The following is a 24,363-nucleotide window of genomic DNA, read 5'->3' as shown; positions in this document are numbered from 1 at the left end:
CACCTTAAATAATTGTCAATTCAGTAGACAATTTCTCCTTTACCAATAAAATGCGGCTCACGAAACCATGGGGACACATTTGAAGATGACAAAATCATCGCCGCGTATGCTGATGGTGGCTAACGCATTGAAAGCTTGCTATTGGTTCGAAGACGCCTTGAGGAAAAACCAGGAGGCCCACGGTATTCCTACCGTAACTCGTAGCCAGGCATTTCTACTCGCCAACATCGTCAATGGTGAACACCGAGCAACACGTTTGGCACGGCTGCTGGGTATCAGTCGCCAAGCAATCAGCAAAATGCTAAATGACTTAGTTGACCAGGGTGTGTTAGAAACCACTCCGGATCCAAATGATGCGCGCGCTCAGCTAGTAGTTTTCACAGCTCGCCACGAGCCTATTCAAATGGCAACCAAGTCTATTTTATTCCAACTCGAGGAAGAGCTCGAAATCAAGTTTGGCAAGGAAAAATTGAATATTGTACGTGATGTACTCGCTGAAGATTGGGGCCCAGCACCTTTGCTAGAAGCCATCGAATCCTAAAAACGGTCCCCTGCTGCTGGGAAAACCGAAACAACTGAGTAACCTCTGCTCAACGAAATTTTCGCTCGTGCCACCAGGGATAGAATGCCGGACGATCCTTGCTAGGGCTCAATTCAAATTTCGCTGGCCGCTTTGCAAGAAACGACTCTACACCTTCCCTGGCATCTATTGATGCGCCCATGAACGCCATTGTTCGTGAGTCTATAATGTGCGCTTCAATAGGATGATCAGCACCAAGCATGCGCCATATTAGTTGCCTATTCAGCAAATTAGACATGGCGGAGGTGTTGTCGGCTATCTCGCGAGCTAAGTTACGTGCGGCAGGCAATAACTCATCCGGCTCATGAATACTACGAATCAAACCACCGCGCAACGCTTCTTCGGCATGGAAGATCCTGCCAGTAAATGCCCATTCAAGCGCCAACATTGGCCCGACTAGACGCGGTAGGAACCAACTGGATGCAGCCTCCATTGTAATGCCCCGGCGTGCGAAAACGAATCCAAATCGGGCGTTTGATGAAGCCAGTCGTATATCCATTGGCAGTGTCATTGTTATTCCTATACCTACAGCAGCACCGTTCAACGCACCAATCACAGGCTTCGTTGACTCAAATATTCGCAATGACAATGCCCCCCCGCTATCCCGAAGAGCAGCACCCTCTCCTCCCCGCTGGTTGCACAGATTGAACGTATCTCCACCTTCATCGAGATCTGCACCTGCACAAAACGCACCTCCTTCCCCGGTAACAATGATGACTCGAACGGAATCATCAGCGTCCGCTGCATCGAATGCGGCAATTAATTCATCACGCATGATGTCATTGAAAGCATTCATTCTTTGAGGCCGATTAAGTGTCAAAGTTAGTATATTTTCTTCAATGACATATCGCACAGTACTGTAGGCCATAGCTCACTCTAATTCAAAGCATCGACGATTATCAACCCTAAAGCATGCAAAACGACTAGCCATGTTGCTTACGAATTGCCTCTGCTTCAGCCCGAATTTGTTTTTTGTTGATCTTCCCAACACTTGTTTTGGGAATCTCTGTAACAAAAAAAATTTCCCGAGGGACTGCCCATTTAGTTATTATCCCCTGGTGAACGTATTGTTCCAGATAATCTACCAATTGCTTTCGACTCAGGCGCTGTTCTGACTTACACACTATCAATGCCATGGGGCGCTCTCCCCACTGCTGATCAGGGATGGCAACTACTGCGACAGAGGCAACAGCAGGGTGCTCGCTGATAAGACTTTCCAACGACAGTGAGCAAATCCACTCGCCGCCGGTTTTGATCACATCCTTAATTCGGTCTTTGATCTCTACGACACCGTTGGGATCTATAGAAGCGATATCTCCCGTGTGGAGCCAGCCGCCTTCCCAAAGCTCGGAGCCCTTTTGAGGATCGTGAAGATAGCCCTGAGTCAGCCACGGAGCCCGTACAACTACCTCCCCAATAGACTTGCCATCATGCGGAGCCCACTGTCCGGTTGCGTCCAAAATCTTCAGATCAACCATCGCGACCGGGATACCTGCTTTGATACGCTGTGGTAGTTGCGCTTCCATCGGCAAGGCAAGCTCTTCGGCGGTCAGGTGAATGGCACATATGACTGGACATGTCTCAGACATACCGAACGCTACATGCACTTGAATTCCTCGGCCCGCAGCTTGTCTAGCCAGTCCAAGCGTTAACGCGCTACCTCCAAGCAATACCTTCCACCCGCTAAAATCCGCCTTTTTACTCGCATCAGAATTGATGATCATCTGTAAGACGGTAGGTACACAGTGAGAGAAGGTAACCCGTTCTTTCTGGTGCAATCGCACCAAGTCATCGGGCTCGTATCGCCCAGGATATACCTGCTTGATTCCCAGCATCGTGGCGACATAAGGTATTCCCCACCCATGGACATGGAACATCGGTGTGATCGGCATGTAGACATCATCGGAACGTAAAAGAGGCAACCCCTGATAAGCGCCAAAAGCGCCAAGTGTATTGAGGGTATGAAGCACCAACTGCCGATGACTAAAGTAAACACCTTTCGGTAGCCCTGTTGTCCCTGTGGTATAAAACAACGTCGCGACCGAACGCTCGTCAAAATCGGGAAAAACGTAATGATTACTTGCTTGCGCTAGCAATTGTTCATACTCGCCCAACGTAGGCAACTCAGATTGGACGGACTCGCCATCAGAAAGCTGAATATAACAACTGACAGTCTTTAATTTATAGCCAATATCCGACAGTAGTGGAACAAAATCGTCGTTTACTAGAACCACACTATCCTCGGCATGATTCATCGTGTACGCAATCTGTTCTGGGGAGAGTCGCACGTTCACCGTATGAAGCACTGCACCCAGCATAGGCACTGCAAAAAAACACTCTAAGTAGCGGGGGGTATCCCAATCCAGGATTGCGACTATGTCACCTGCCTTTACACCTGCAGCGGAGAGCATATTGGCCAACCGATTGACGCGCTCTAGCAAATCCCTGTAATTATATCGAAACTTGTCGGAGTAAACGATTTCTTGATCGGGCTGATATCGAACCCCCGACAACAATAAACTTTTAATCAATAGCGGATAATCATGAGCTCCCTGCGCTGCAGGTATTATCTTTGTTCTAGACATGAAAAACCTCCTATCAACAAGCACATTTCGCTTGAAATTTTTACGAAAAAGCTTCAGTCAGTCGTGTTTTTGAACCCCTTTCTTGCCTAAAAATTTAGTCACGGCATTAAAGAGGGGGCGCCCTACTGGCGAAAATAATATCTTTTCGGAGTACCGCCAAACGGTAGAGAATACTGGCTTATTTGGAGAGACATAATTACTTTCAACAGCAGTATTACGCGGATCAACTGTGCGTTTAATTTTACGCATCCAATCATCAACATTCGAATAATGACGACCAAATAAATTTGTCAACGGCCCCGCGAGAAAACCCATCATTCCCAGAGAAGGGTTCTGAGAAACCATGTAGAAGTGCATGAGAAACCCACGCAACATTGCAGTAATTCCTCTCGATGTGTTTGCCTCGGACGCAAGAATATTCTCAGCCCAAAGTATTCGGCTTTCTGTCGACCAAGTCCAAAACCCTTCTTTGCCGTCCGAAATAATTGCTCCACCCGGCTGTCGATCAGTCTCTACAATTTTTTCACCAGCACGGAAAACGCCGGGAAGGAGACCAGCTGATTCAGCAATGCCAAAGCTTGTTCCGCCCGAGCCCATACCGCGAAAAACACGGCCTATGTACACTGATGTGACGAGATTATAAATCAGCATCTCGGCGTCATTTTTTGACACGTCCAGGAAACGGCCACCTGTTTCTCTGACAATCTTTCGGATGGCCTCTTCGTGGTATTCTGCTTGGCGATCCGAGTGTCCAATGGTGAGCACTTGCCAGCCAAAACGATTTTCTAGCTTTGCGATGTCTGGCAACGTACCAGCCACTGATTGTCGCGCATATTCGGCAGAATTGCGGCTGAGCATCCAACCCGCATGATTCGGTGGCATACGAAATACGCCAAACGCAGCACCAAATGCGTTAAAACGATAGAGCCCTGCGCTCATGCCCTCATAATCGTCCCATACCGGGCAGAAAAAACGCATGGTAGATGTAGGCTTCATGCCAATTTGAGGGTGTCTGCCAGTGGTCTCCACTCGCTGGGGGCCACCCCATGGGAAAAGCTTATAGCCTATCCGGGTAAAGACTCCCAGCCCACTAAGGGCTCCCAGAAATCCGCGAACCATTCCGCGATAACCTGGCCCTGGTCCTTCTTCACTAAACCAATGCTCACCAGTGGTTCCAATCCGAACGATATCTCCCTCAGGAGAAACCCACTCGATACCCAGCATATTCCGACTATTATTACCGGTGCTGGCCCCAGTAATGCCAATACCATGAAAAGATGTTGCCGAAGCAAGAGGGGAATGAGACGGACCCGCTCCGACCACATGACAAGTTAACCCATGTTTCATCGCTTCTGCCTGCAGCCGCCCTGCAGTAATGCCAGGCTGAATGATCGCAGTTTGAGACATTGGATCAATTTGTAGATCGTCCATGCGGCTCAAATCCAATACTACAGTCTTGGCATCACGACTTAAATAAACAGCCCCTGTACCTGTGCTGTGCGCTGCAAACTTTAGATTGCTCACCGCGCAAAACTTAACGATGCTAGCTACCTCTTCGGTGGTGCGCGGCCAGACGACCGCAACAGGCCAAGTCGACACGAACTTGGGCCCCGGCATAGAACCAACACCACTATTCCATGCATACGATGCCATTGCGCCTTCATCAACCGTGGCGTACTTGCTCCCTACGATTGATGTCAGGCTATCTAGAAGACTCGTATTGACACTTTGGGGTACAGTTTTCATGGCTTGTCCCCGTTACTAACCGCCACCGCGCCATTAGCTCCTCGTTGACACAGATGGTCGAGAAGAGTCTGAACTTTAATTGGCAGACCCGCATCGACAGCCAATTGATTCATGTGATTTGCGCAGGTACCACAACTAGTAACCATTGTGGAAACACCTACGCTAAGAGCTTCCTGCAGACGTACCAAACCGGCTTGTTTTGCAAAGTCAGCGTTTGCTTCCGCCCCTCCTCCACCGGCACCACAGCAATAACTAAACTCCCGAGTACGCTCCATTTCTACAACATGCGTACCTACCGAGGCGAGCAGAGCGCGAGGGTCCTCGTAAATCCCCTCTGTACCGAACCGAATGGGTGTATCGGGCTCGCGTACAGGAAGCGAATTGAACATTTTTTTCCACTCGCCATTCCAAGGTATGTAAGGCTCGCTGAGTCGGCCAAGCCGACATCCATCATGATAGGTCACAACATTGAAGTGCAATCCGTCTGGCTGTCGGACGTATACAGCAGATTGCGCTAGCCACTGAGAAATATGGAGGACCTCAACATCATCGAGCCGAATACCCAGACGTGGGTAGACTGAGCGAAATGCCATAAATGCAGTATCGCTGCAAGTAATGAGGCGAAGAGCACCACTTTTCTTAACCCAGGCGACTGTTTTTTCTGCCAAGTTTCTTGCCAGCTTTTGATCGCCGATGTCGAATGCCAGAGCACCACTGTCTGGCTCCTCCGCCCCGCCGACGGCAAATTTCACTCCTTCATCCTGCAGACGCTGAACAACGAAATGCAGCCCGGGCCATTGAGCACTGTGGAATGCAGCTTCACCGACATGCAGCAGTGTTTCTTCGCCTAATTTAGACGTATGGGGTAGATTCAACGATTTACACCAATTGGCGCGTTCGTTAGAAGGACGTCCTTGAGGGTTACCGTACTGACGCAAATTGGCGAGTAATCGTTCTAGCGCCACAGGAACGTGGCCATTTTCGACACATTGGCGGCGAAGCTCATAAATAGAATTTAGTGGCTCGACTATCTCTGCATTATTGGTTTTGCAACCAACGTCACAGCCACCACACACGCTGCATGCATAAATACTATCTAGTACTTCGGGAGTATAATCCGCCTTTCCATCGAGCAACGCGTAACCTGTGATCATTTTGCCTCCTCCAGAGTAAGCAAAATTTTTTCCATATTGAATGCTGGGACAAATAAATGCCTGATCTGCGCTTTTGGGAACGGGAAGCCATCGACAGTTATTGCAGCGTATGCAAGCCGCATACTTTTCTTTTGCAGTAGTCATTGTATGTGTACCTGTTGTTCGCACTTAGTATCTTCAACGATACCGAAGCGACCTGGGCTTAAGATGCCGTCCGGGTCGAAGAGATTCTTGGCTTGCTGCAAATATTTCATGATGGTGGGATTTTCCTTTTGTGCAAGCCTGTTCCAATCACCGTAAGGTCGACTAAAAAAGCCACCAGCAGAAGCAAGCTCTTCGGCCAATTCTTTCATGTGCTGTTTGAGCTTAGCGTGTGCCTCTGGTCTTTTTAGATCCGCGGGCAGGATAAGCTCCATATGACAGTTGCGCCCCTGTAGTCGCGGCTGGACATATACGGCGACGTCCTCGACACCCCATCCTTTTTTTGCGCGAAATCTTTCAATAATTGAGATAAAATCTGCGATCTTGTTAAAAGTGGTAAGGAAGAAAATTTCCTCGTGCGCCCCTGCTAACACGTCCTTGTATCGTGTTTTATTATCGGGATGCTGGGATGAAGCAATAGCACTAGCGCTCCTTCCACAAAGAGATACTTCTGCACGAAGCTCAAAGCCTGAAACTATTTCATGTAGATCTTGAATATCACAAACAATTTGATGCTCCGGTAGTTCTGCGCCTGCATTAATTTCGACATATAGTATCCAGGGCGGAAGGGTTGCGGCCAATGCATAAGCATCTAATGAGTTAGATTCAAGTAACGTAGCTAATTGCAATCTATTGGCCAGAAAGGTTGCATTACCTAGTCGACGTCTATGCAAACTAGCTGACAATTCCGCTAGCGCTCCAGGACTTTCAGCAGGAACGAAAAAGGATGCGCTTAGTTTTGGAATAGGTTCACACAACACTGCTGCCCAAGGGACAATCCCGAGCCAACCCTGTGCCCCTTGGACGATACGCATAAAGTCAACCGCTGCAGGACCTATAGCTGTAAGAAAACGCGTGCCGGCTTTCCATAAGTCATCGGCCGACTTTTTGTGTGAGGCGCTCCCCGTTCGAAATGCATCCCCTGTCCCAAATACGATTTCCCCAGCTCCAATAGGATCAAGCACGTCCCATTGATCACGAGACTGCAAAAACGGCTCTCGATCAAGATAGCTAGCCAGAACTGATTTATTTGCACGAGGCTGCAGCGGTTTATAGCTACGCAACCCGTAGGGCAACAACGCTTCATCGAGCGCCTCGAACGTAACACCCGCTTCAATCACGGCCACACGGTCACGTTCACTCACCGCTGCAATACGGTTCATTTTGCTGAGGTCTATAAACACCGTTGGAACGTTTGCCATCGAACCATGGCTTCTATTACCGGGACCAGAGGAGAATATAGAGAGCTGGGTCTTCGTTTTTCGTGCCCATTTGATCAACGCAATAATATCATCGGCATTACAAGGATGTGCAACCCCAATGGGATTAACCCCGTCACTCAGCGCACCACGATAGCCTTCGAGAGATATATCAGATAGGTTTTTAGCAAATTGCTGCAATGATAACTTCATTTAGATCATCACCTCCAAAGAATGATGGATAGGGCGATTGCGCACAATAGAAATAGACCCGACAACCGCAAGCCATAGAAAAAAATTTTGTTTTTAACCATGTCAAACCTGAAGTCAGGTCGTACCTATCTCATATGAATCAAAGTACAAACAATCAGCAGTAACGGGTTATAGCTGCAGCTTTACCCATTATAATTTTGCTCCGAAACGAGCGGGACGCGCACCAAGCATGAACACCAACGCGCCTACATTCAAAACTTTTTAACAAGCGAAAGCGTGAGCGAGTTGATAGACATTCCGTTCACTGCTTTAACATTAACAGACCCTTTAGCTTTAACCATAAGCCCAACTTCTGGAAACATTCGACTGACGATTGGGCCAACTGAGGCAAGTTGCATACGGTTACCATCAGGCTCCAGCGATTCACCGTGAAAGGTGTCATCTTCAATTTGCTTAGCATATTGGCCCGCTAAGCCATACTGCCATAACCCCGACCGTTGCGTAAGGGAAAAATCCACGTTAACGACGTCACCCGACTGTATATCAGTTGCTCGATTTCGCAATGCCGATTGGTACCAGAGGGTAGTCGACATCTCAAACCCTTCGCCTAACATGTTCGGGCTCGTCAGATAAGTAAACGCCACATTGGGAAGAAAGAAGTACTTATTAGCGCCTGGACTGATCGCATTGTGTTCATTATATTCACCGGTCGGAAATATTATCGACGCGGATGCTTTGACTGTTAGCCCATAAGGCAAAGGCGCGCCCGCAGGCCCAATACCTGCTCCTCCAATATGCTTACTCCATGAAAATAGATCAGCATACAGATCCCCCATGCCACTATAACTTTGTTCCTGCCCGAAGACCTTAAGATTTCCGGAAAGGGTAAGGGGTTGAATCAAACCTGAAGCAATTGCGCCTCCTCCCAATTGGAATGGATAAACATACAGTAGCCCCACGCCGGCAAGATCACCGCTATATTTGACGTTAGAGCCCCGTATTTCTTTCCCACTATTATCGTTTAGCTTAGATCCACTAAGCCTTGCGTAAATTACACCCCCATAGAAGCCCGGTTGGGGCGGCAGGTATGCCGACCCCATATCCGTCCCACCCAGTGGTCCACCATAAGCTACCCCTTCAGAAGCTTGAGAAACGGTAATTCGAGCCACAAATAAGAACAGAACTACGATTAACGAAATAAACCTTTTCATAACGACCGATCCATTTATTGTTGTTTTTTTGTCATTACTGAGTCAGAGTATTGCGGACAGCAATGCACGCAGTGGCATTTAACAGGGCAAAACGACACGTTGCCGCTGCTTACCAAGTCCAGTAATTGATAGATCCACTACATCACCCACTTTCAAATAAGTCGGCGGATTCCGTGCTGCACCGATACCTGACGGTGTACCGGTGCTAATTACATCACCTCGTTCGAGGCGCATAAACTGCGACAAATGGGAAATCAGCGTTGCGACGCCAAAAATCATTTCTGATGTGGAGGCGCTCTGCATGATTACACCATTCACCCGCAGCTCGATTTCAAGATCCTGGGGATCGGCGATTTCATCGGGTGTGACCAGCCATGGACCAATGGGTCCATAACCCGGAGCACTTTTACCTTTGCCCCATTGACCGCCTCGATTCACCTGCCAGTTTCGCTCCGAGACGTCGTGCACGATGCAGTAGCCTGCGACATGATCAAGGGCATGCTTTTCGTCAATCTGAAAAGCTGGTGTGCCAATTACCACACCGAGTTCGACTTCCCAATCTAGGGCCTTGCTACCTGGCCACATGACAATATTGTCGTTAGGACCTGATAGGCACGAAGTCGCTTTGTTGAAGACCAACGGCTCGCTAGGCAGTTCCATCTGAGCCTCTTCAGCATGAGGCGCATAATTCAAACCGATACCGTATACATTCGGCACCCGATTTACTATTGCACCAAGACGGGGATTACCAGCAACAAGCACTAACTTATTGATCTCTAAATTACGAATACGTTCAACGTCTACACGCTCAAGTGGCAATTCAGTCAGGTGAGCGAACTCTGGGGGCAAGGCTCGAATATTTCCTTGCAAATCCAATAATCCGATTTTTTCATCTAATAGCGGACCATACCTCAAAAACTTCATATATCACCTGCACGGGAAATGACTTGATATTATTCGGGGATCCGGGTGCCTGAAATCTTTGCGGAGCCGAGCATACCGGCTTGAACTTTACCGGCTAATTGGTCACCTTCAATTGACACCTTGAATTTCATTGTAAGCGGGAAAGGCTTCACAGCCTTCAGGCTCCATGTGATCAGTTCACCATTTATCTTGCCGTCGATGATATCCAACCGACCAGCCTCGCCATCGTCATGACCTGTGAAATCGTTGCCATCTACGATGAAGGTTATGATCGAGTCCTTATCCCCCATAGGGGTTTTGGTGATACAGTTCCAACGACCATGCAATGTACTCATGTTAGCTCCTCTTTTGTGTGTTTAACGCAGACTTAGTTGCTGTGAAAGGTCTAATACCAGCGCATCTACCTGAGTGGCATTCGTTACTGCACCAAAAATGTAAAAATCGGGTCGCACTAATATTGTCTCGACGCCCTCCTCCTTGAACCATTCGCTATAAGTGCCCTCGAAGTCCAACTCAGCATCAACGTGCACTGTTTTACCGCCTATTTTTTTCCACAATGCCTGGATAGACGGTGACATATGCTCATGGGGATCTTGGTTTAGCCCTAACAACATGAAGCGGCCAGCCCCACACAACTCGTCAAAATTGGCCATACATTCACCAAGACGCACTCGGCCCTGTTGACAAAATGTGCCAGCAAGCGGCGCATTTTCGGCTAGCGTGCCTTTTTCCAAGAAACTAACCAGTGGTGGTTGGCTGCCCCCAGAATCGCGTGCTTGACGAAGACCTAGGTCCCGCTGAGCTATAGCTACCGGATCGATCTCGCAGATCAATTCACCAAGCATCACTGCATACTCGGTGAGTCCTTGGACATTCTGGCTACGTTCTTCGGTATAGGGTTTGACCGCGTCCAAAGGAACCCGATGGTTAAGAAACAGATCCAGACGCCAAGCCAAATTCGCGGTATCACGCAACCCTGAATTCATGCCTTGGCCGAGGAACGGTGGCATCAGGTGCGCTGCGTCCCCCGCTAAAAATACGCGTCCTTTACTCCATTCTTTTGCCCAGCGCGCACGAAAGGTATATACCGCGTGACGGACTAACTCCACATTCTCGGGTGAAACGTTCCATTCCTTTAAGAGACTCCAAGCAGTCTCTGCACAGTTCATGTCTGCTTTCGACTCGCCCGGTAATAGCATGAACTCAAAACGACGGCGACCTGGACCAGATGGAGCCATAGTTGTCGGACGGTCGTACATCGTCTGTGCGAGAAATGGATCCCAGGTGCGTTCGACAGTGGGCTTTACATCCACTACAAGCCAGTCGTATTCAAAACCAAGGTCGGTATATTCAATGCCGCATTGGCTTGCAACGACGCTATTGGCACCGTCGCAGCCCACGACAATTTGGGCTGCGATTTGCTCAATCGGCGCTCCCACACTCGCGGTCCCATCAATTGCAGACCGCGTGAAACTTACGGTGGCCGTGTCGGTATCCTGTGTCACTGATGTAACTACTCGGCCCCGCAGCAGTTGCACGTTTTGGTTAGCGAGGATCACTTTTTCAATTAGCGCCTCCGCATCAGGCTGATTGAAACTTTGCATTTCTGGCCAACCGGACTCAGCACGCGCCCGAAACGACATACTCAATAGCACTTCCCGTCCTGCCCCGAGAAAAACCGCCTTGCTGTATTCCTCACTCCACTCGAGTGCATTCTGGAGTTCGTCAATCAGCCCTGCTAGGTAAAGAATACGCAACGATTCATGGCTCAAACCGATGGCGCGCGGCAGCGGGTAAGGTTTGTGCCAACGTTCGAGCAGCGTCACCTGATGCCCCTGGCGCGCCAGAAGCAAGCTGAGTACCATGCCCGTTACACCGGCCCCGACCACCACTACTTCTGTTGTTTTTGTCATAAGAGTGCCTGGTAAATTATCTACGTATGAAAACTAATGCTTGTGCATTTCTGCAGCCATTGCCTGAGCCAGTTCAACAGCAAGAACAGAAAGTTGTGGGTGGTGGGCCAATACTTTCTGATAGGCAACAATTTCAGGAAACTTCTCGATAAAATCGTGGCCTCGAGCATCGGAACAAATTTGCAGGATGGTCAGCACCGGCAGCATAAGACAGTCGAGGATCGTAGGCTCACTACCAAATGCATAAGGGCCGGGCTGCCAAAACTGAGTAAATATAGTAAGAGCTTCGTTCAGCACGGCATCTGCATCGCGAATTGCATTTTTGTCTGTTGATTTACTAACGACAAGCATCACCACAGCGAGCAAGGCGCCATCGACTTGCTGCTCGATTACCCTGCCCGCTAGACGCATTTGCGCCAAACGAAACGCCTCCCTAGGTCGCAACGATCGCTCCGGAAAACGGTCCTCAAGAAACTCTAAAATTACTAATGACTCGGCTATAGCCCCGTCATTTTCAAGAACTAGCACTGGCATTTTACCCAGCGGATTAATCGCCAGAAATTCGGCACTCCTAGTCCCTTCCTTTGGTTCACCAACCAGTTCAACACTAATACCTTTGAGCGCCAAGCTGGCGAGAACGCGAACGCTGTAAGGAGAAGCGGAACGTGTATAAAGTTTCATTTGCGCCCTTCCGGGTTAGCGTCGTAATTACCGGCACGCACAGTGGTTAACCCACCTTTAAGAAAACCAACGTTTAAACAGGCGAAATCGGCGGAACGCTCGTAAGGTGGCCAGTGACCGGTATTCTCAAACGTCACGAGCTTATGCTTTGGTATATTGTTAACGAAATGCTGCGCTCCGGTGAGGTCGGTATAAGCATCCTTATCCGACCACACTAAAAGTACTTCTGCCTGCACATCAGCGAGTAGCTTCTCACTGAGCATGGCCTGCCGATATAGCTCTGGCTCAGTCGGCGCTAAAATATTGTCTAAAGCCGCCTGAAACTCAGGGTGATGGTAGATGGTATAGCGCACTTCTACCAACTCTTGGGTCACCTGTTTGGGGTCATAAATTACCTTCAGCAGACGCTTACGAGTGTCTTCTATATCCAGGTTTGTAACCGCAGCAGTGGTCGATTGCCGGATCATTTCCGCAATTTCTGAAGTTGCCATTGCTGGCGTCCCGGCGGCGAGCACCATGGTCACCCGCTTGACTCGCTCGGGATATTTCGCAGCAATCCAGCCTACTACCCACCCCCCCAAAGAGATACCACATAAATTAGCCTTTTCGAGGCCCATCACATCCATATAATCAAGCACATGACGTGCTAGACGCTCAACTGTGTATTTACCTTGAGGCTTGTCGGTGTACCCGCACCCCAGCATATCAATAAGATGACACTCAAAATCGCCACTATGCCCCGGAACACTTGAAATAAAAGCTTCCAGATGACCGCTAATCCCATGCAAAAAAATAACCGGCTCGCCGCAACCTGCTTTCATAGCCCGAGTTTTTATTCCTTTGACATCAACATACTTGACTTCAAACTCCAGGCCGAGTAAATCCGTCCAGAATGACATAATTATGCCTCCAAATAGTAAATGTTATTTAAATGAGACTACTCTAATGTCAGCCGATTGGCCCTAACAATGTTTGATCAGCATAAGTATCACTGAGTGCCGCAATACTTTCTGGCCAAGGCGCCTCAATTTTACGTCTTTGTTGCGCCGGACGCGGCTTTCCGTCCCACCCAATCTGCTCCATAGAAAAATACAACAACACACAATGACCTGCCGGATCGATGTACGAGATTGCATGATCAATACCAGGCAACAATTCGGAGGGAACCTTAGGACCACGTTTGAGGCCTAGCCCGTCTAAGTATTCAACCGCATCTCGCAGTTGCAAATAGCTGCACACTTCTATCCCTGTCCCCATTACCGTGGTAAGTTCACTGAAGCCAAGCTCCTGACGCATCGCAAGAGGATAGAGTCCAAGAACATGGTGGTCGGCCCCCAAACGCATGAACACCGCGCGATGGCCTCGCCAGACGACCTCCTCTGTTACCACCAAGCCAAATAGATCATGATAAAACGCCTCGGACACTTCGACATCCCGAACGAAAAGATGAACCGGGCCTACTTTGTTGACCTTAAATGGCCTTGGTAACGTCACTCCCCCAACAACATAATCGGAGCTTGTTAAATCTTCTGACTTATGCCCCTCATATAACTCTACGTCATCATTAAGAGCGTCATGAATCTCTTGCTGTTCTGAACGCTGCGGCAGCGATGGCTCCTCACCTTCGACCTCACGCATAGCTACTGGCTTGCTAATGCGATTCCAACCGATCTGCTCCATACCGTAGAAAAGCTCGACGTGATAACCATCAGGATCACGACAGTAGAACGCCCAGTTGCTACCAGGAAAATCACGTCCGACGCGCCAAATAGGAATCTTGCGCTCTTTAATAAAACGATAGCCGTTTACTACTTCTTCAAGCGTGCCTACCTGAAATGAAATTTGGTTAAGGGTCACGCCACGGAGATAATCAACATCACATTTATCTGCAAGGCCGGAGCTGATACAGGCCATTGAGTGATGGTCAGTGCAATGACTGATAAAAATAGCTGCCGGAGGCTGCTCTGGGTCAAACTTCAAATAATCAGATACACGTAGACCAAGGATATCTGTATAAAACCGCTCTGCTGCGGCAAGGTCGTCATAATAAAAACCCACATGCCCCAATCGACGTGCTTTAAATGGTTGAGGGAGCTCAACTCCCCCAACGTTGAAAAGATTTTCCATGACAAACCCATCCAATATTTTTGTTTTTGTGGAAAAGACATACCACCCAATGGCATTCGCTTTTTGTCAATTTAGTTGACGATTCATCCAGAGGTCAATGCTTTTGTATCGTTTTTAATTCTACTTTGATATAAATTATGGTTTTTATATTCTTTTTTAGAATAAAAAATATTATTATTTAGCCTCTCAGAAAAAGTAAGGCGTCTAGCATGCGTTGCCAGCAGAGAAATCTAAGCTGCCGAATCAGCATCGCTCTTGACGAGCAATGCTGATTTGTAGTGGTCTAATGAAACCGGACACCCGTTTAGGCGAGAATGCTCGCAAGATCGATCAGATGACCAAACAACGCCGTTCCTTTTCTGCTGAATTCAAACGCGAGGCTGCCGACCTCGTGCTCAAGCAAAACCACAGCTACATCGAAGCCAGCCGTTCACTCGGCGTCGGCGAGTCGGCCCTGCGCCGCTGGGTTGATCATGATCAGCAGGAGCGCCAAGGTGTTATGCCGCAGAGCAAAGCATTAACCCCGGAACAACAGAAAATCCAGGAGCTGGAAGCCCGGATTGCCCGCCTTGAATGGGAAAAATCGATTTTAAAAAAGGCTACCGCACTCTGATGTCGGAAGATCACGAGCGTACGTGCTGATCAATCAGCTGAGCGTCCATGAGCCAGTTGATTGGCTGTGCAAGGTGTTTGAAGTGACTCGTTCGTGCTATTACGCCCAGCGCCTTAGGCGCCGCACGCCCGATGTTGAACGGCTTCGGTTGCGCAACCGGGTGAGCGAGTTGTTCACGCAAAGTCGCAGTGCTGCGGGCAGCCGCAGCATCCTGTCGCTGATGCGTGAAGACGGTGAGCATCTCGGTCGATTCAAAGTACGTAGCTTGATGCGCGAGCTTGATTTAGTCAGTAAACAACCCGGCTCACATGCCTACAAACGAGCGACAGTAGAAAGACTCGATATTCCGAATACCTTGAACCGTGAGTTTGATGTGCCAGTCCTGAATCAAGTCTGGTGCGGCGACATCACCTACATTTGGGCCCAGGGGAAATGGCGTTACTTGGCGGTCGTGCTGGATCTTTGCACGCGCCGGGTGGTGGGCTGGGCGTTGTCGGAAAAGCCGGACGCTGAACTGGTGATCAAGGCCTGGATATGGCCTACGAGCAGCGTGGCAGGCCCTCGGGTCTGTGCTTCAGTCGGATCAGGGGTCGCAAGCCGGCTATTTCGTCAGCGATTGTGGCGTTATCGCATGCGCCAGAGCATGAGTCGCCGAGGAAATTGCTGGGACAACACGCCAATGGAGCACGTGTTCCGCAGCTTGAAAACGGAATGGATACCGGCCACGGGCTTCAGAACGGCTCAAGAAGCCCAGCGCGAAATCAGTCACTTCTTGATGCATCGGTACAACTGGGTTCGCCCCCATCAATTCAACGGTGGGCTGGCGCCATCTCGGGCCGAAGAAAAACTTAACGTCGTGTCCGGGATTAGTTGACCACTACAATTCGGGAAGGGAGGAAATTCATTCACACCGCACGAGCAATGGAAGTATAATTTTTTAGAAAGTGACAAATGTGCATACCGATTTACAATACCCTGTACAGCTGAGACGCAGTTAGACATCACTACTAAGGGCGATGGTATCCGCGTAGGCGGAGGCGATCACCCTTAGCGTCAGGAACGTCAGGATTTCCATGCGCCAACGAAGCTCTTATCCCAGACCTTTCAAGGCCTAGAGTGTTCAGGAATGCCTGCAACCGGGCGAACCCTATCCAGCGTGGTCAGCAGCCACGGCATCAACGCCAACGTGGTCCGCAAATGGCTACCGCTTTACCGAGGAGATCAGCCCGCCAACGAGGTCGCCGGTTTACGTTACGTTGAGAGCTACACCCAAACGGCAGGCAGAAGGGTCAGGGATTGTTGAGTTGCATTTCCCGAGCAATCGATGTCCGTGAAATGCTGAGTTTGCCGGCGTGAGTCACGTAAGGTGACTTCTGCAGACGCTCACCCTTAAGCACCTTATATTCGCAATAAGAAAATCCGCCAACTACACTCCTTAACTTTAACTTTAACTTTATTTGATAGCGACACTCCAAAGAAGTTTATTCAAACGCAACGACCCATTACTACGATACTTATACATTATCTACATGTGATTACAACACACGCCAATGGCAAAAATGCGTCCTGCCAAATAAACTAACAACACGTATCAAATGTATAAATACACACACCGTATAAAGCCTACATCTACATCTTGGTAATCCCAATGACCCGTATCTAATTGAGCGTACAATCGGCTGCCTCTTTTTCTAACCACGATTGAACGCTTTGCCCCCCTCTTTAGCGATAGACAAATATTACCAGCAACCACAAAATGCAGCTCGTCTCAAACCAAGCGTCCCGCATGTCAAAAACTGGGACATTTCGGTCATGATCAGCATAACGAGGGCGATCAAATATCGCATCGGCGTTCAGCACTTCATACAAGTGAAACCATAGTTCACGCTCGTTAAGCAACCGACTGACCATGGGTATTTCTCTAATGGTGGACATCGCGAGATTCATTGGCGAAGCCCAGACGCACCGAATGAGTGGCGATTAGTTGTGCTACATCAACCCGAAATTTTAGTCGCTTGTGGGATAGTCTCGCTCACGCTTGAAATATTGAACACCACGCTACGCCTAAAGTTAACTAATCGATGAATAAATCTTTTAGAAGTAGCGTACCGGAGGGGCCAACCTGATATTGATCGAATGACGCCACCCCCTGGTCACGAAGAACCTGTTCGTCGGTGAACAACATTCCAGTTCGCCGGCCAGAAAGAATCGCGTGTGCTGCTTCAGCCATAATCGCTGGTGTACGAGCGGCTTTAAGGCTTTCTTCCCCATCACCAACTTCGAACTCGACCGCGGCTGTGGCAATGAGCGTCGTCGGCCATAGTGAATTGACGCACACCCCATATTTTTTGAATTCTTCACTCATACCCAGCGTGAGCATGCTCATACCGTATTTAGTAAGGGTGTAAGGTGCATGAGGAGCAAACCATTTTAGAGCCAAGTTGAGCGGCGGTGATAGATTGAGGATATGCCCCTCAGAGCTTTTCTTCAGGTACGGTAATGCTGCCTTGCTACAAATCAAAACAGCCCGTGTGTTAACAGCATGAATCAAATCAAAGCGGCTAACTTCAATACCCTCTACACCCGTTAGACGAATGGCTCCAGCATTGTTTATCAATGCATCTATCCCGCCGAAGTGCTCAGCCGATGTTCGTAATGCCTCTGTGACGCTGGCTTCATCCCGTACGTCAACTTTAAGGGCTAATGCCCGCCCACCCGTCGCTTCGACCTCTTTGGCCACGCTATGGATAGTACCTGATAGCTTTGGGTGCGGCTCAGAACTCTTGGCAGCAATTACGATGTTAGCTCCGTCCCGAGCAGCACGTAACGCGATCTCTCGTCCAATCCCACGACTGGCGCCCGTAATAAATAAGGTTTTGCCGGCAAGCGTCATAGTCTGTCCTTCATCTATTATTTAAGAAGAGGTGCAACGGGCCTTCAAGCGGATATGTTCAGATGATATCGAACTGCGCCCCCGCAGAAAGAATACTGGCATCCGATGCATCTCAATTTCGCTGTAAGCAAACTCATAAAATCGCAAAGATTTATACCATTCACCTACAAGGAAAATCAGACATCGCGAGAAGCCGCTTAAACTAGCGCCGCCAACGGCAAGCGGGTCAAAGAGAGAGATTCCATAATGGTCACGTCCCTTTCCGAGGACAGCAACGTTAGCTTCAGGTTATCCCTCGTGCGTCCCCGAGCACCTCTGCCATTTCATACTGTCTACGAATGGCGACGCAGTCAATCTATTTTTGTAAACTAAGTTGACTTTCATAAAGACAGGAAGGGGAAGCTTTTTTCTCACAGGTGCAGAAGGTACGATTCCCGGTATTTAGCCAACGGACCACCGCATGGATAGAAAAGCGCTGCGTAACGGACGTTCAAGTGATGGTAGTACCTAGTCTCGGACAGTATAAAAGAAGAGGTCTAAGGCTCGGCTCATCCCTGCGTATTCCACGCCATCCGGACACTCAGCCCACCGACATCCTGACACTCATTCCACGCCCATTCGGACAGGAAGTCGAGGATCGCATCACCCAAGGTCGGATCGCCGATCAGCGCATGCCATTTATCCACCGGGTATTTGGCTGGTCACCAGCGTCGAGCGGTTGCCGTAGCGGTCGTCCAACAGTTCAAGCATGTCGCGCCGTTGTGCAACGGTAAACGGTGTCAGCCCCCAGTTGTTCAGGATCAGCAAGTCGGTCTTAACATAATCCGTCTCAGTTTCGCGAAGCGCTCATCGCCGTGGGCCCGCGCGCAGGCGAGCCAGGTTTTGCCCGCGCCAGTCGGGCCGCCGATGATCAGGTTCAGGCCGTCGCGCAGCCACTGGCCGCTGCCCAGTTGCAGGATCAGCGCCTTGTCCAGGCCTGAGGGGCTGCGTAACGGATGTCTTCCAGGCAGGTGTGTGGCGCAGTCGTGCGGCTTTGAGGCACGTGGTCAAGCGTGCATCTTCGAGCTCGGTCAGCTCGCGGTCGACCATCAGGCCGAGGCGTTCGTCGAACATGAGATCGTTGATGTCGGGTGTTGCATGTTGCTCACCCAGCGCCTTGGTCATGCCGTGCGGGCGCAGGGTTTGTTTTGTCGAGGGGCGGGTTAGGTTGCTGTTGGTGCTCCTTTTGTAGTCAGTGGTAGTAGCCAGGGCCGCGCAGATTGATATGTTCTTCGGGCAGTGACGGCAGGTTTTGCTGGGCAAGAGGTAGCCGTTCCAGTCTTTCGCGGGATCGATTCGAGGCTTTTGTAACTCATGCGCCCAGCGTCAGCGCACGCTGGCAAGCGGTTTCCAGCCGCTTTTCGCCGTTCTGTTTGCTCAGGCGCAGGATGCCCAGGTAGACGCGGAAGCCGTGCTGCGGATGGATTCGGCGTTCAAGGATGTAGGCAATAATGCCGGCCGTATTCGGCCCCGTCTGTTCTGCCCAGTGGATCAACCGTTGCGGCGACCACTCGGCGTGTTCGCGGTGGCTCTTGGGCATGTGCTCGGTCTGGCGTGGCGGCCTTTGTGCGGCGAGCGCAGATGGCTGCACGTGCTGGCTGGCGTGGAAGCACACGACGGTTTGCGTTGTGAACCGCATTTCGAGTTGGCGCTTCACCAGTTCGTAGGGCACCGAGTAGAAGTGGCCAGCCGTGAAGGCGGACCTGTTGCTGGCGGCGAACTTGTCGGGGTCAGCCACAGACGCAGAACAGCCAGGGATCAAGGGATCAGATAATAGCAGTCGCTGTCGGACACCGAAGAGCAGTGCTACGCATGGCAAGGCGCCGACGCAGGACCAAGCACAAAACTACTTTAGATGGGCTGTATTTTTTGACCTTGAATTGATGACAAACAATACTGAACATACCAGTACAGAAAAGGAGATTTGCTATGCGCGTAAAAACACAAGCAAAACGGGATGCCATCCTCGCTGCTGCATCTCAGGTATTTCGAGATGCAGGCTTTGAAGGCGCATCGATGGGAGAAATTGCAACAAAGGTCGGCGGCTCAAAGGCGACGTTGTATAGCTATTTCAGCTCGAAAGAAGAGTTGTTTGTCGCAGCTATGCATGAAGTAGCCCACAAAGAATTCGAACCGGTCTTTGTAGCGCTCGACAAAAAAGATGACAATCTTCAAGAGACGCTGCAAGCCTTTGGTGAGCACGTTCTGCAATTCTTATGCTCAGCCGCAACGATTCAGACGCGACGAGCAGTCATCGCCGAATCTGGACGCACCGAAATCGGTAAACGCTTTCACGAGCTGGGCCCTCAAATCGGAATGCAAAGAATTGCTGACTTCCTCAATAGGCAGATGTCGCAGGGCAACCTAAGGAAATCCGATCCTCTGCTAGCGGCGGTCCAGCTCAGCGCCTTACTGGAGTGCGAAACCGTCGCTCCGCTCATGTTGAGAACCGTGGAAAAAATATCCAAGGCACAACTCAAACAGGCCACCGAACGCGCGCTGGATACCTTTCTGGCTGCGTACGCCATCACAGCGGCTCGCCCGTAAACCAAGAGGCATCAAGGCCTACGTCGCCTCTCAACATGGGCGCCTGAAGCCTATACTGTACGGTATGGTTATATTATAGTGCAGCATCCACACCTAACGTTGTCGATCCGTATGCCTCATTTCTCAAATCTCATTATTTGTGAGCACTGCGACACGGTTTACCTGAAGCCACACCTGAGCAAAAGCCAGACCGCCAAATGCTTGAGATGCGATGCCGTGCTGTTCCGCAGCAGTGCATTTTCTATACAGCAATTGCTAGCGCTCACAGTTACCGCCGCGCTGTTATTCGTGGCTGCCAATATCTTTCCCGTTATGAGTATTGGCCTGCAGGGACTGAGCAATCAGGCCACCCTTTATGACTCAGTAAGAGCTTTAGCACAGGGCGAGATCAGCGCGATTGCGGCCGTGGCCGGACTGACTATTATCCTCGCGCCAATGCTGCAAATCGCCCTCCTCTCCTGGCTGCTGTCCTTCGCTTGTGCAGATCGCGCAGCACCTGTTTTTCGCGTATGCATGCGCATGCTTGAATACCTGCGTCCCTGGAGCATGCTGGAGGTTTGCCTATTGGGTGTGCTGGTTGCCGTCATCAAACTGGCGGGGCTACTGGATGTACACCCCGATTTAGGGTTGTGGTCCTTGGCCATGCTGATGGTCTTGCTGATCCTCATTTCTGGAAAGGGTATTCGCCGACTGTGGGTCGACCTTGAGGGAAAATGGAATGATTAGCGGCCCAACCGCCCGCCAGCTGAGCCTAGTGCTGTGCCACACTTGTGGGCTTGCCTGCAAGAGCGGTCACCCACATTGCCCGCGTTGCCTGTCATCCCTACATGCGCGCAAGCCCGACAGTTTAGCCCGCACCTGGGCGTTACTGATCGCCAGTTTGATCTGCTACGTCCCAGCCAACCTGCTCCCGGTCATGTACACCGAGATGCTTGGCAATGGCAGCGAAAACACCATCATGAGTGGCGTAATTGAGTTCTGGCAGGCCGGCTCCTGGGACATCGCGCTTTTGATATTCATCGCCAGTGTGGTCGTTCCCTGCATTAAGTTTCTGGTGCTCGGCATTTTGCTGGTGTCTTGTCAGCGACGCAGCACATGGGCCATGCACGAACGTAGCAAGCTCTACCGATTGATTGAAGCAATTGGCTATTGGTCGATGCTGGACGTGATTGTGGTGGCCGTGGTGGCAGCGCTGGTGCAGTTCCACTCCTTGAGCACGATCACCCCGCGCCTGGGCATTTTGTTCTTTGGATTAGTAGTCGTGCTGACGATGTTGGCGGCGATGAGTTTCGATGCCCGGATGATCTGGGACGCAGAGGTTGAAGATGTCTGAACCGTTTAAAACTATTACTCCGCCGAGCAATCCTGGGGTGCACACCCGACGCTGGAATGTGTCGTTAATTTGGCTGGTTCCCATCGTGGCGGCCCTGATCGGCTTGTCCATGGTGATCCATAGTACGCTGTCCAAGGGCCCGCAGATCGTGGTCAGTTTCACGACGGCTGAAGGCCTGGAAGCGAACAAGACAGTAGTTAAATATAAAAACGTGGTCATCGGCCATGTCACTACCATTGCCCTGAGCCAGGATCGCAGCCACGTTGACGCGACGATTGAGCTCGAAGAATCTGCCGCGCCATTTACCGCTGAAGATTCGCGGTTTTGGGTGGTGCGGCCTCGCATTGGCGCAAGCGGCGTATCGGGCATCGAAACCGTATTATCTGGAGCCTTCATTGGAGCCGACGCCGGTCATTCACAGACCCTTCGCGAGCGCTTTGAGGGCATGGAGAATCCACCGCCGGTAAGCTATGGGGAGCAAGGTAAACGTTATACCTTGCATACGGAAACCTTGGGCTCGTTAGAGATTGGCTCACCGGTTTACTATCGTCGTCTTCAAGTGGGCCAAGTTATTGCCTACCGAATGGCCGAAGATGGCAAAGGCCTAGAAGTCGAGGTATTCATTAATGCACCCAACGACAAGTTCGTCACTGCCGATACGCGCTTTTGGAACGCCAGCGGGGTCGATGTTTCGCTCAGCGCCAATGGTCTGAAAGTCAATACCCAATCATTGTCTTCAATCATAGCCGGTGGTATCGCGTTTATTGAGCTACCAGGTAGTGACCGTACAGAACCAGCAAAAGACAACGCTCATTACACCCTGTTTCAGGACGTCGAGTCCGCTCTTGCACCAGCCGACGGTCTGGCACGCAACATCACCCTGGATTTTGATCAAAGCCTCAGAGGGCTGGAGGTGGGCGCACCTGTCGAACTGCTTGGCGTCAACATCGGCCGCGTCACCTCGATCAATTTGGATTTTGATGCCAAACGACAAAGCTTCCCGACCCGCGTAGGTGCGGTCATCTACCCAGCCCGCATGGGGCGAGCCAACGAAAAATTAATGGAACTGGCGGGAGGACCAAATGATATCGCCATCGCAAGAATACTTAGCGGGTTCGTTAAGAATGGCCTACGCGCACAGGCCAAGAGCTCGAACCTGCTGACAGGCCAGCTATATATCTCGCTAGGGTTTATCAAAGATGCGCCCCCGGTGGCATTTGACGCCAATGCGCAACCAATCAATATTCCAACGGTGCCGGGCAGCCTCGATAAGCTCCAAGAGCAGTTCCAGGATTTTGTAGACAAGCTCAGCAAAGTCCCCGTTGACCAGATTGCCGGCAATTTGAATGGAAGCCTGTCACAGCTGCAGACCACCCTAAAGTTGTTCAACAATGAGCTGCTGCCCCAGATGCACCAGACCCTGGCGCAAGTGCAGCAGACCATCGCTATGACCAACGACACACTGGCCGAAGATTCCCCGCAACGCCAGCAATTGAACAACGCATTCGGTGAGGTTCACCGGGCCGCACGGTCGGTAAGAGTACTGACTGATTACCTCGGGCGTCACCCAGAAGCCTTGATCCGTGGCCGAACGGCTGAAGGCCAACCGGACTCCTTTCATATACCCCTCCGCTCCCCTCAAGTGAACACGCAAGAGACCCTGCCATGAAATTCCGATTCTTTGCGTTAGCGGTTCCTCTGTTGATCGCCGCCTGCAGCTCAGTGCCGACTCGATATTACACGCTGATGCCAAGCCCTGAACCACACGCTTCTCAGGCGGCTCCCGCGCCGTTTCAGTTTCAGTTGATATCAGTTCAAATTCCGGTGCAGGTGGATCAACCAGGGCTCGTGATACGCCAAACGACGGGGCAGTTGGTGATACTCGACAGCGAACGCTGGAGCGCGCCTCTGGCAGACGAATTTCAAGACGCCTTGAGCACTCAGCTTGAAAAGCAATTGGGCAGGCCAGATCTGGCCAATATGCCCAAAGATCCAAACCTTAAGCTGATTTCGATTCAGGTAGACGTCAAACGTCTTGACTCGATTCCAGGTAACCAGGCGCGCGTTGATGTGATCTGGAACCTGAGCCAGCGTGACGGAAGCCCGCCACATCGATTACTCACCTGCACAACGCACATACAGCAAACCGCAGGGGACGATGTCGCGGATGTAGTCGAGGCTCACCAACGGATCATCGCGCAACTGGCCAAGGTCATCGCTAATTCTGCCCGACAATGGTCATCGACTGCGGCTAACCAATACCCCTGTAGCGATAACTTGGCCATTACGCCCCTACGGTTCTATAAGGGATGAATTGCTGCTGTGCGCTCTTTAAGTATTTAGCCATCTACCAATCGGATTGATGACGCCTTTTTCCAAGCTACCTGGCGACGCAGACGTCGCC

The 24,363-nt window shown here is 50.5% G+C and carries 20 protein-coding genes and 2 pseudogenes; 7 read left to right on the top strand and 15 right to left on the bottom strand.

The genetic code is table 11. The features are described 5' to 3' along the window. Positions 1–85 precede the first annotated feature (85 nt). Positions 86–541, top strand: coding sequence for a MarR family winged helix-turn-helix transcriptional regulator (locus PSH57_RS11160; protein WP_305390354.1), 456 nt, complete (start codon positions 86–88; stop codon positions 539–541). Between the two features lie 49 nt (positions 542–590). On the opposite strand, the gene PSH57_RS11155 is transcribed toward PSH57_RS11160, so the two are convergent. The 12 genes from PSH57_RS11155 to PSH57_RS11100 form a co-directional block, all read right to left on the bottom strand. Next, positions 591–1,448: a crotonase/enoyl-CoA hydratase family protein gene (locus tag PSH57_RS11155; protein WP_305389520.1), complete on the bottom strand. Its 858-nt coding sequence runs from the start codon at positions 1,446–1,448 to the stop codon at positions 591–593. A gap of 55 nt (positions 1,449–1,503) precedes the next feature. Further along, positions 1,504–3,165: a fatty acid--CoA ligase gene (locus tag PSH57_RS11150; protein ID WP_305389518.1), complete on the bottom strand. Its 1,662-nt coding sequence runs from the start codon at positions 3,163–3,165 to the stop codon at positions 1,504–1,506. Positions 3,166–3,222: 57 nt separating this feature from the next. Then, positions 3,223–4,911, bottom strand: coding sequence for an FAD-binding oxidoreductase (locus PSH57_RS11145; protein WP_305416572.1), 1,689 nt, complete (start codon positions 4,909–4,911; stop codon positions 3,223–3,225). Beyond that, positions 4,908–6,209 carry a (Fe-S)-binding protein gene (locus PSH57_RS11140; protein WP_305416570.1) on the bottom strand — a complete coding sequence of 434 codons (1,302 nt, stop codon included), beginning with the start codon at positions 6,207–6,209 and terminating at the stop codon, positions 4,908–4,910. Before PSH57_RS11140 ends, PSH57_RS11145 begins: the two co-directional genes overlap by 4 nt. Next, positions 6,206–7,678 carry an FAD-binding oxidoreductase gene (locus PSH57_RS11135; protein ID WP_305416568.1) on the bottom strand — a complete coding sequence of 491 codons (1,473 nt, stop codon included), beginning with the start codon at positions 7,676–7,678 and terminating at the stop codon, positions 6,206–6,208. The genes PSH57_RS11140 and PSH57_RS11135 overlap by 4 nt, the downstream gene beginning before the upstream one ends. Positions 7,679–7,929: 251 nt before the next feature. Next, positions 7,930–8,889 carry a SphA family protein gene (locus PSH57_RS11130; RefSeq protein ID WP_305416566.1) on the bottom strand — a complete coding sequence of 320 codons (960 nt, stop codon included), beginning with the start codon at positions 8,887–8,889 and terminating at the stop codon, positions 7,930–7,932. A 78-nt stretch (positions 8,890–8,967) separates the two neighbouring features. Further along, positions 8,968–9,813: a fumarylacetoacetate hydrolase family protein gene (locus PSH57_RS11125; RefSeq protein ID WP_305416564.1), complete on the bottom strand. Its 846-nt coding sequence runs from the start codon at positions 9,811–9,813 to the stop codon at positions 8,968–8,970. Positions 9,814–9,842: 29 nt separating this feature from the next. Further along, positions 9,843–10,148, bottom strand: coding sequence for a hypothetical protein (locus PSH57_RS11120; RefSeq protein WP_305389505.1), 306 nt, complete (start codon positions 10,146–10,148; stop codon positions 9,843–9,845). 21 nt (positions 10,149–10,169) lie between these two features. Beyond that, entirely contained in the window at positions 10,170–11,678 is a 1,509-nt protein-coding gene (locus PSH57_RS11115; protein WP_305444884.1) for a bifunctional 3-(3-hydroxy-phenyl)propionate/3-hydroxycinnamic acid hydroxylase, read from the bottom strand. An 81-nt stretch (positions 11,679–11,759) separates the two neighbouring features. Then, on the bottom strand, positions 11,760–12,407 hold the full coding sequence (locus tag PSH57_RS11110) for a glutathione S-transferase family protein (RefSeq protein ID WP_305389502.1): 648 nt from the start codon (positions 12,405–12,407) through the stop codon (positions 11,760–11,762). Further along, positions 12,404–13,306, bottom strand: coding sequence for an alpha/beta fold hydrolase (locus tag PSH57_RS11105; RefSeq protein WP_305389500.1), 903 nt, complete (start codon positions 13,304–13,306; stop codon positions 12,404–12,406). The genes PSH57_RS11110 and PSH57_RS11105 overlap by 4 nt, the downstream gene beginning before the upstream one ends. A 49-nt stretch (positions 13,307–13,355) precedes the next feature. Next, a complete protein-coding gene (locus PSH57_RS11100) occupies positions 13,356–14,534 on the bottom strand; it encodes a VOC family protein (RefSeq protein ID WP_305389499.1) in 1,179 nt (392 codons plus the stop codon). A 334-nt stretch (positions 14,535–14,868) separates the two neighbouring features. Between PSH57_RS11100 and PSH57_RS11095 the strand changes: the two genes are divergently transcribed. Beyond that, a protein-coding gene (locus tag PSH57_RS11095; protein ID WP_305390352.1) for an IS3 family transposase occupies positions 14,869–16,021 on the top strand; the annotation gives its coding sequence in 2 pieces (ribosomal slippage) (positions 14,869–15,137 and positions 15,136–16,021; 1,155 coding nt in all). A 1,200-nt stretch (positions 16,022–17,221) separates the two neighbouring features. Here PSH57_RS11095 and PSH57_RS11085 read toward each other — a convergent pair. The 3 genes and pseudogenes from PSH57_RS11085 to PSH57_RS11075 all read right to left on the bottom strand — a co-directional run. Next, on the bottom strand, positions 17,222–18,040 hold the full coding sequence (locus PSH57_RS11085) for an SDR family oxidoreductase (protein ID WP_305389498.1): 819 nt from the start codon (positions 18,038–18,040) through the stop codon (positions 17,222–17,224). Between the two features lie 623 nt (positions 18,041–18,663). Further along, positions 18,664–19,247 (bottom strand): annotated as a pseudogene (locus tag PSH57_RS11080) (ATP-binding protein); the annotation flags it as partial. 24 nt (positions 19,248–19,271) lie between these two features. Continuing rightward, positions 19,272–19,766 (bottom strand): annotated as a pseudogene (locus PSH57_RS11075) (Mu transposase domain-containing protein); the annotation flags it as partial. A 242-nt stretch (positions 19,767–20,008) separates the two neighbouring features. On the opposite strand from PSH57_RS11075, the gene PSH57_RS11070 reads away from it, so the two are divergent. The 5 genes from PSH57_RS11070 to PSH57_RS11050 all read left to right on the top strand — a co-directional run bounded on the left by PSH57_RS11070 (position 20,009) and on the right by PSH57_RS11050 (position 24,272). After that, positions 20,009–20,626 carry a TetR/AcrR family transcriptional regulator gene (locus tag PSH57_RS11070; RefSeq protein ID WP_305389497.1) on the top strand — a complete coding sequence of 206 codons (618 nt, stop codon included), beginning with the start codon at positions 20,009–20,011 and terminating at the stop codon, positions 20,624–20,626. A gap of 111 nt (positions 20,627–20,737) precedes the next feature. After that, positions 20,738–21,352: a paraquat-inducible protein A gene (locus tag PSH57_RS11065; protein WP_305444919.1), complete on the top strand. Its 615-nt coding sequence runs from the start codon at positions 20,738–20,740 to the stop codon at positions 21,350–21,352. Further along, positions 21,345–21,959, top strand: a complete 615-nt coding sequence (locus tag PSH57_RS11060) for a paraquat-inducible protein A (RefSeq protein ID WP_305389495.1) — start codon at positions 21,345–21,347, stop codon at positions 21,957–21,959. Before PSH57_RS11065 ends, PSH57_RS11060 begins: the two co-directional genes overlap by 8 nt. Beyond that, on the top strand, positions 21,952–23,628 hold the full coding sequence (locus PSH57_RS11055; protein WP_305389494.1) for a PqiB family protein: 1,677 nt from the start codon (positions 21,952–21,954) through the stop codon (positions 23,626–23,628). The genes PSH57_RS11060 and PSH57_RS11055 overlap by 8 nt, the downstream gene beginning before the upstream one ends. Next, on the top strand, positions 23,625–24,272 hold the full coding sequence (locus PSH57_RS11050; protein WP_305389493.1) for a PqiC family protein: 648 nt from the start codon (positions 23,625–23,627) through the stop codon (positions 24,270–24,272). The genes PSH57_RS11055 and PSH57_RS11050 overlap by 4 nt, the downstream gene beginning before the upstream one ends. Positions 24,273–24,363 lie beyond the last annotated feature (91 nt).

This window comes from Pseudomonas hefeiensis, assembly GCF_030687835.1.
In the GTDB taxonomy this organism is placed as follows: Bacteria; Pseudomonadota; Gammaproteobacteria; order Pseudomonadales; family Pseudomonadaceae; genus Aquipseudomonas; species Aquipseudomonas hefeiensis.
The sequence above is the reverse complement of the archived record's forward strand: the minus strand, read 5'-3'. Positions and strand labels throughout refer to the sequence as shown.

Bases quoted from the DNA above. Each gene is read 5' to 3' on its own strand.
- PSH57_RS11085 (WP_305389498.1), bottom strand. From the start codon at position 18,040: ATGACGCTTGCCGGCAAAACCTTATTTATTACGGGCGCCAGTCGTGGG.
- PSH57_RS11110 (WP_305389502.1), bottom strand. From the start codon at position 12,407: ATGAAACTTTATACACGTTCCGCTTCTCCTTACAGCGTTCGCGTTCTC.
- PSH57_RS11145 (WP_305416572.1), bottom strand. From the start codon at position 4,911: ATGAAAACTGTACCCCAAAGTGTCAATACGAGTCTTCTAGATAGCCTG.
- PSH57_RS11055 (WP_305389494.1), top strand. From the start codon at position 21,952: ATGTCTGAACCGTTTAAAACTATTACTCCGCCGAGCAATCCTGGGGTG.
- PSH57_RS11060 (WP_305389495.1), top strand. From the start codon at position 21,345: ATGATTAGCGGCCCAACCGCCCGCCAGCTGAGCCTAGTGCTGTGCCAC.
- PSH57_RS11140 (WP_305416570.1), bottom strand. From the start codon at position 6,209: ATGACTACTGCAAAAGAAAAGTATGCGGCTTGCATACGCTGCAATAAC.
- PSH57_RS11135 (WP_305416568.1), bottom strand. From the start codon at position 7,678: ATGAAGTTATCATTGCAGCAATTTGCTAAAAACCTATCTGATATATCT.
- PSH57_RS11050 (WP_305389493.1), top strand. From the start codon at position 23,625: ATGAAATTCCGATTCTTTGCGTTAGCGGTTCCTCTGTTGATCGCCGCC.
- PSH57_RS11115 (WP_305444884.1), bottom strand. From the start codon at position 11,678: ATGGTACTCAGCTTGCTTCTGGCGCGCCAGGGGCATCAGGTGACGCTG.
- PSH57_RS11150 (WP_305389518.1), bottom strand. From the start codon at position 3,165: ATGTCTAGAACAAAGATAATACCTGCAGCGCAGGGAGCTCATGATTAT.
- PSH57_RS11130 (WP_305416566.1), bottom strand. From the start codon at position 8,889: ATGAAAAGGTTTATTTCGTTAATCGTAGTTCTGTTCTTATTTGTGGCT.
- PSH57_RS11100 (WP_305389499.1), bottom strand. From the start codon at position 14,534: ATGGAAAATCTTTTCAACGTTGGGGGAGTTGAGCTCCCTCAACCATTT.
- PSH57_RS11155 (WP_305389520.1), bottom strand. From the start codon at position 1,448: ATGGCCTACAGTACTGTGCGATATGTCATTGAAGAAAATATACTAACT.
- PSH57_RS11125 (WP_305416564.1), bottom strand. From the start codon at position 9,813: ATGAAGTTTTTGAGGTATGGTCCGCTATTAGATGAAAAAATCGGATTA.
- PSH57_RS11160 (WP_305390354.1), top strand. From the start codon at position 86: ATGACAAAATCATCGCCGCGTATGCTGATGGTGGCTAACGCATTGAAA.
- PSH57_RS11065 (WP_305444919.1), top strand. From the start codon at position 20,738: ATGCCTCATTTCTCAAATCTCATTATTTGTGAGCACTGCGACACGGTT.
- PSH57_RS11120 (WP_305389505.1), bottom strand. From the start codon at position 10,148: ATGAGTACATTGCATGGTCGTTGGAACTGTATCACCAAAACCCCTATG.
- PSH57_RS11105 (WP_305389500.1), bottom strand. From the start codon at position 13,306: ATGTCATTCTGGACGGATTTACTCGGCCTGGAGTTTGAAGTCAAGTAT.
- PSH57_RS11070 (WP_305389497.1), top strand. From the start codon at position 20,009: ATGCGCGTAAAAACACAAGCAAAACGGGATGCCATCCTCGCTGCTGCA.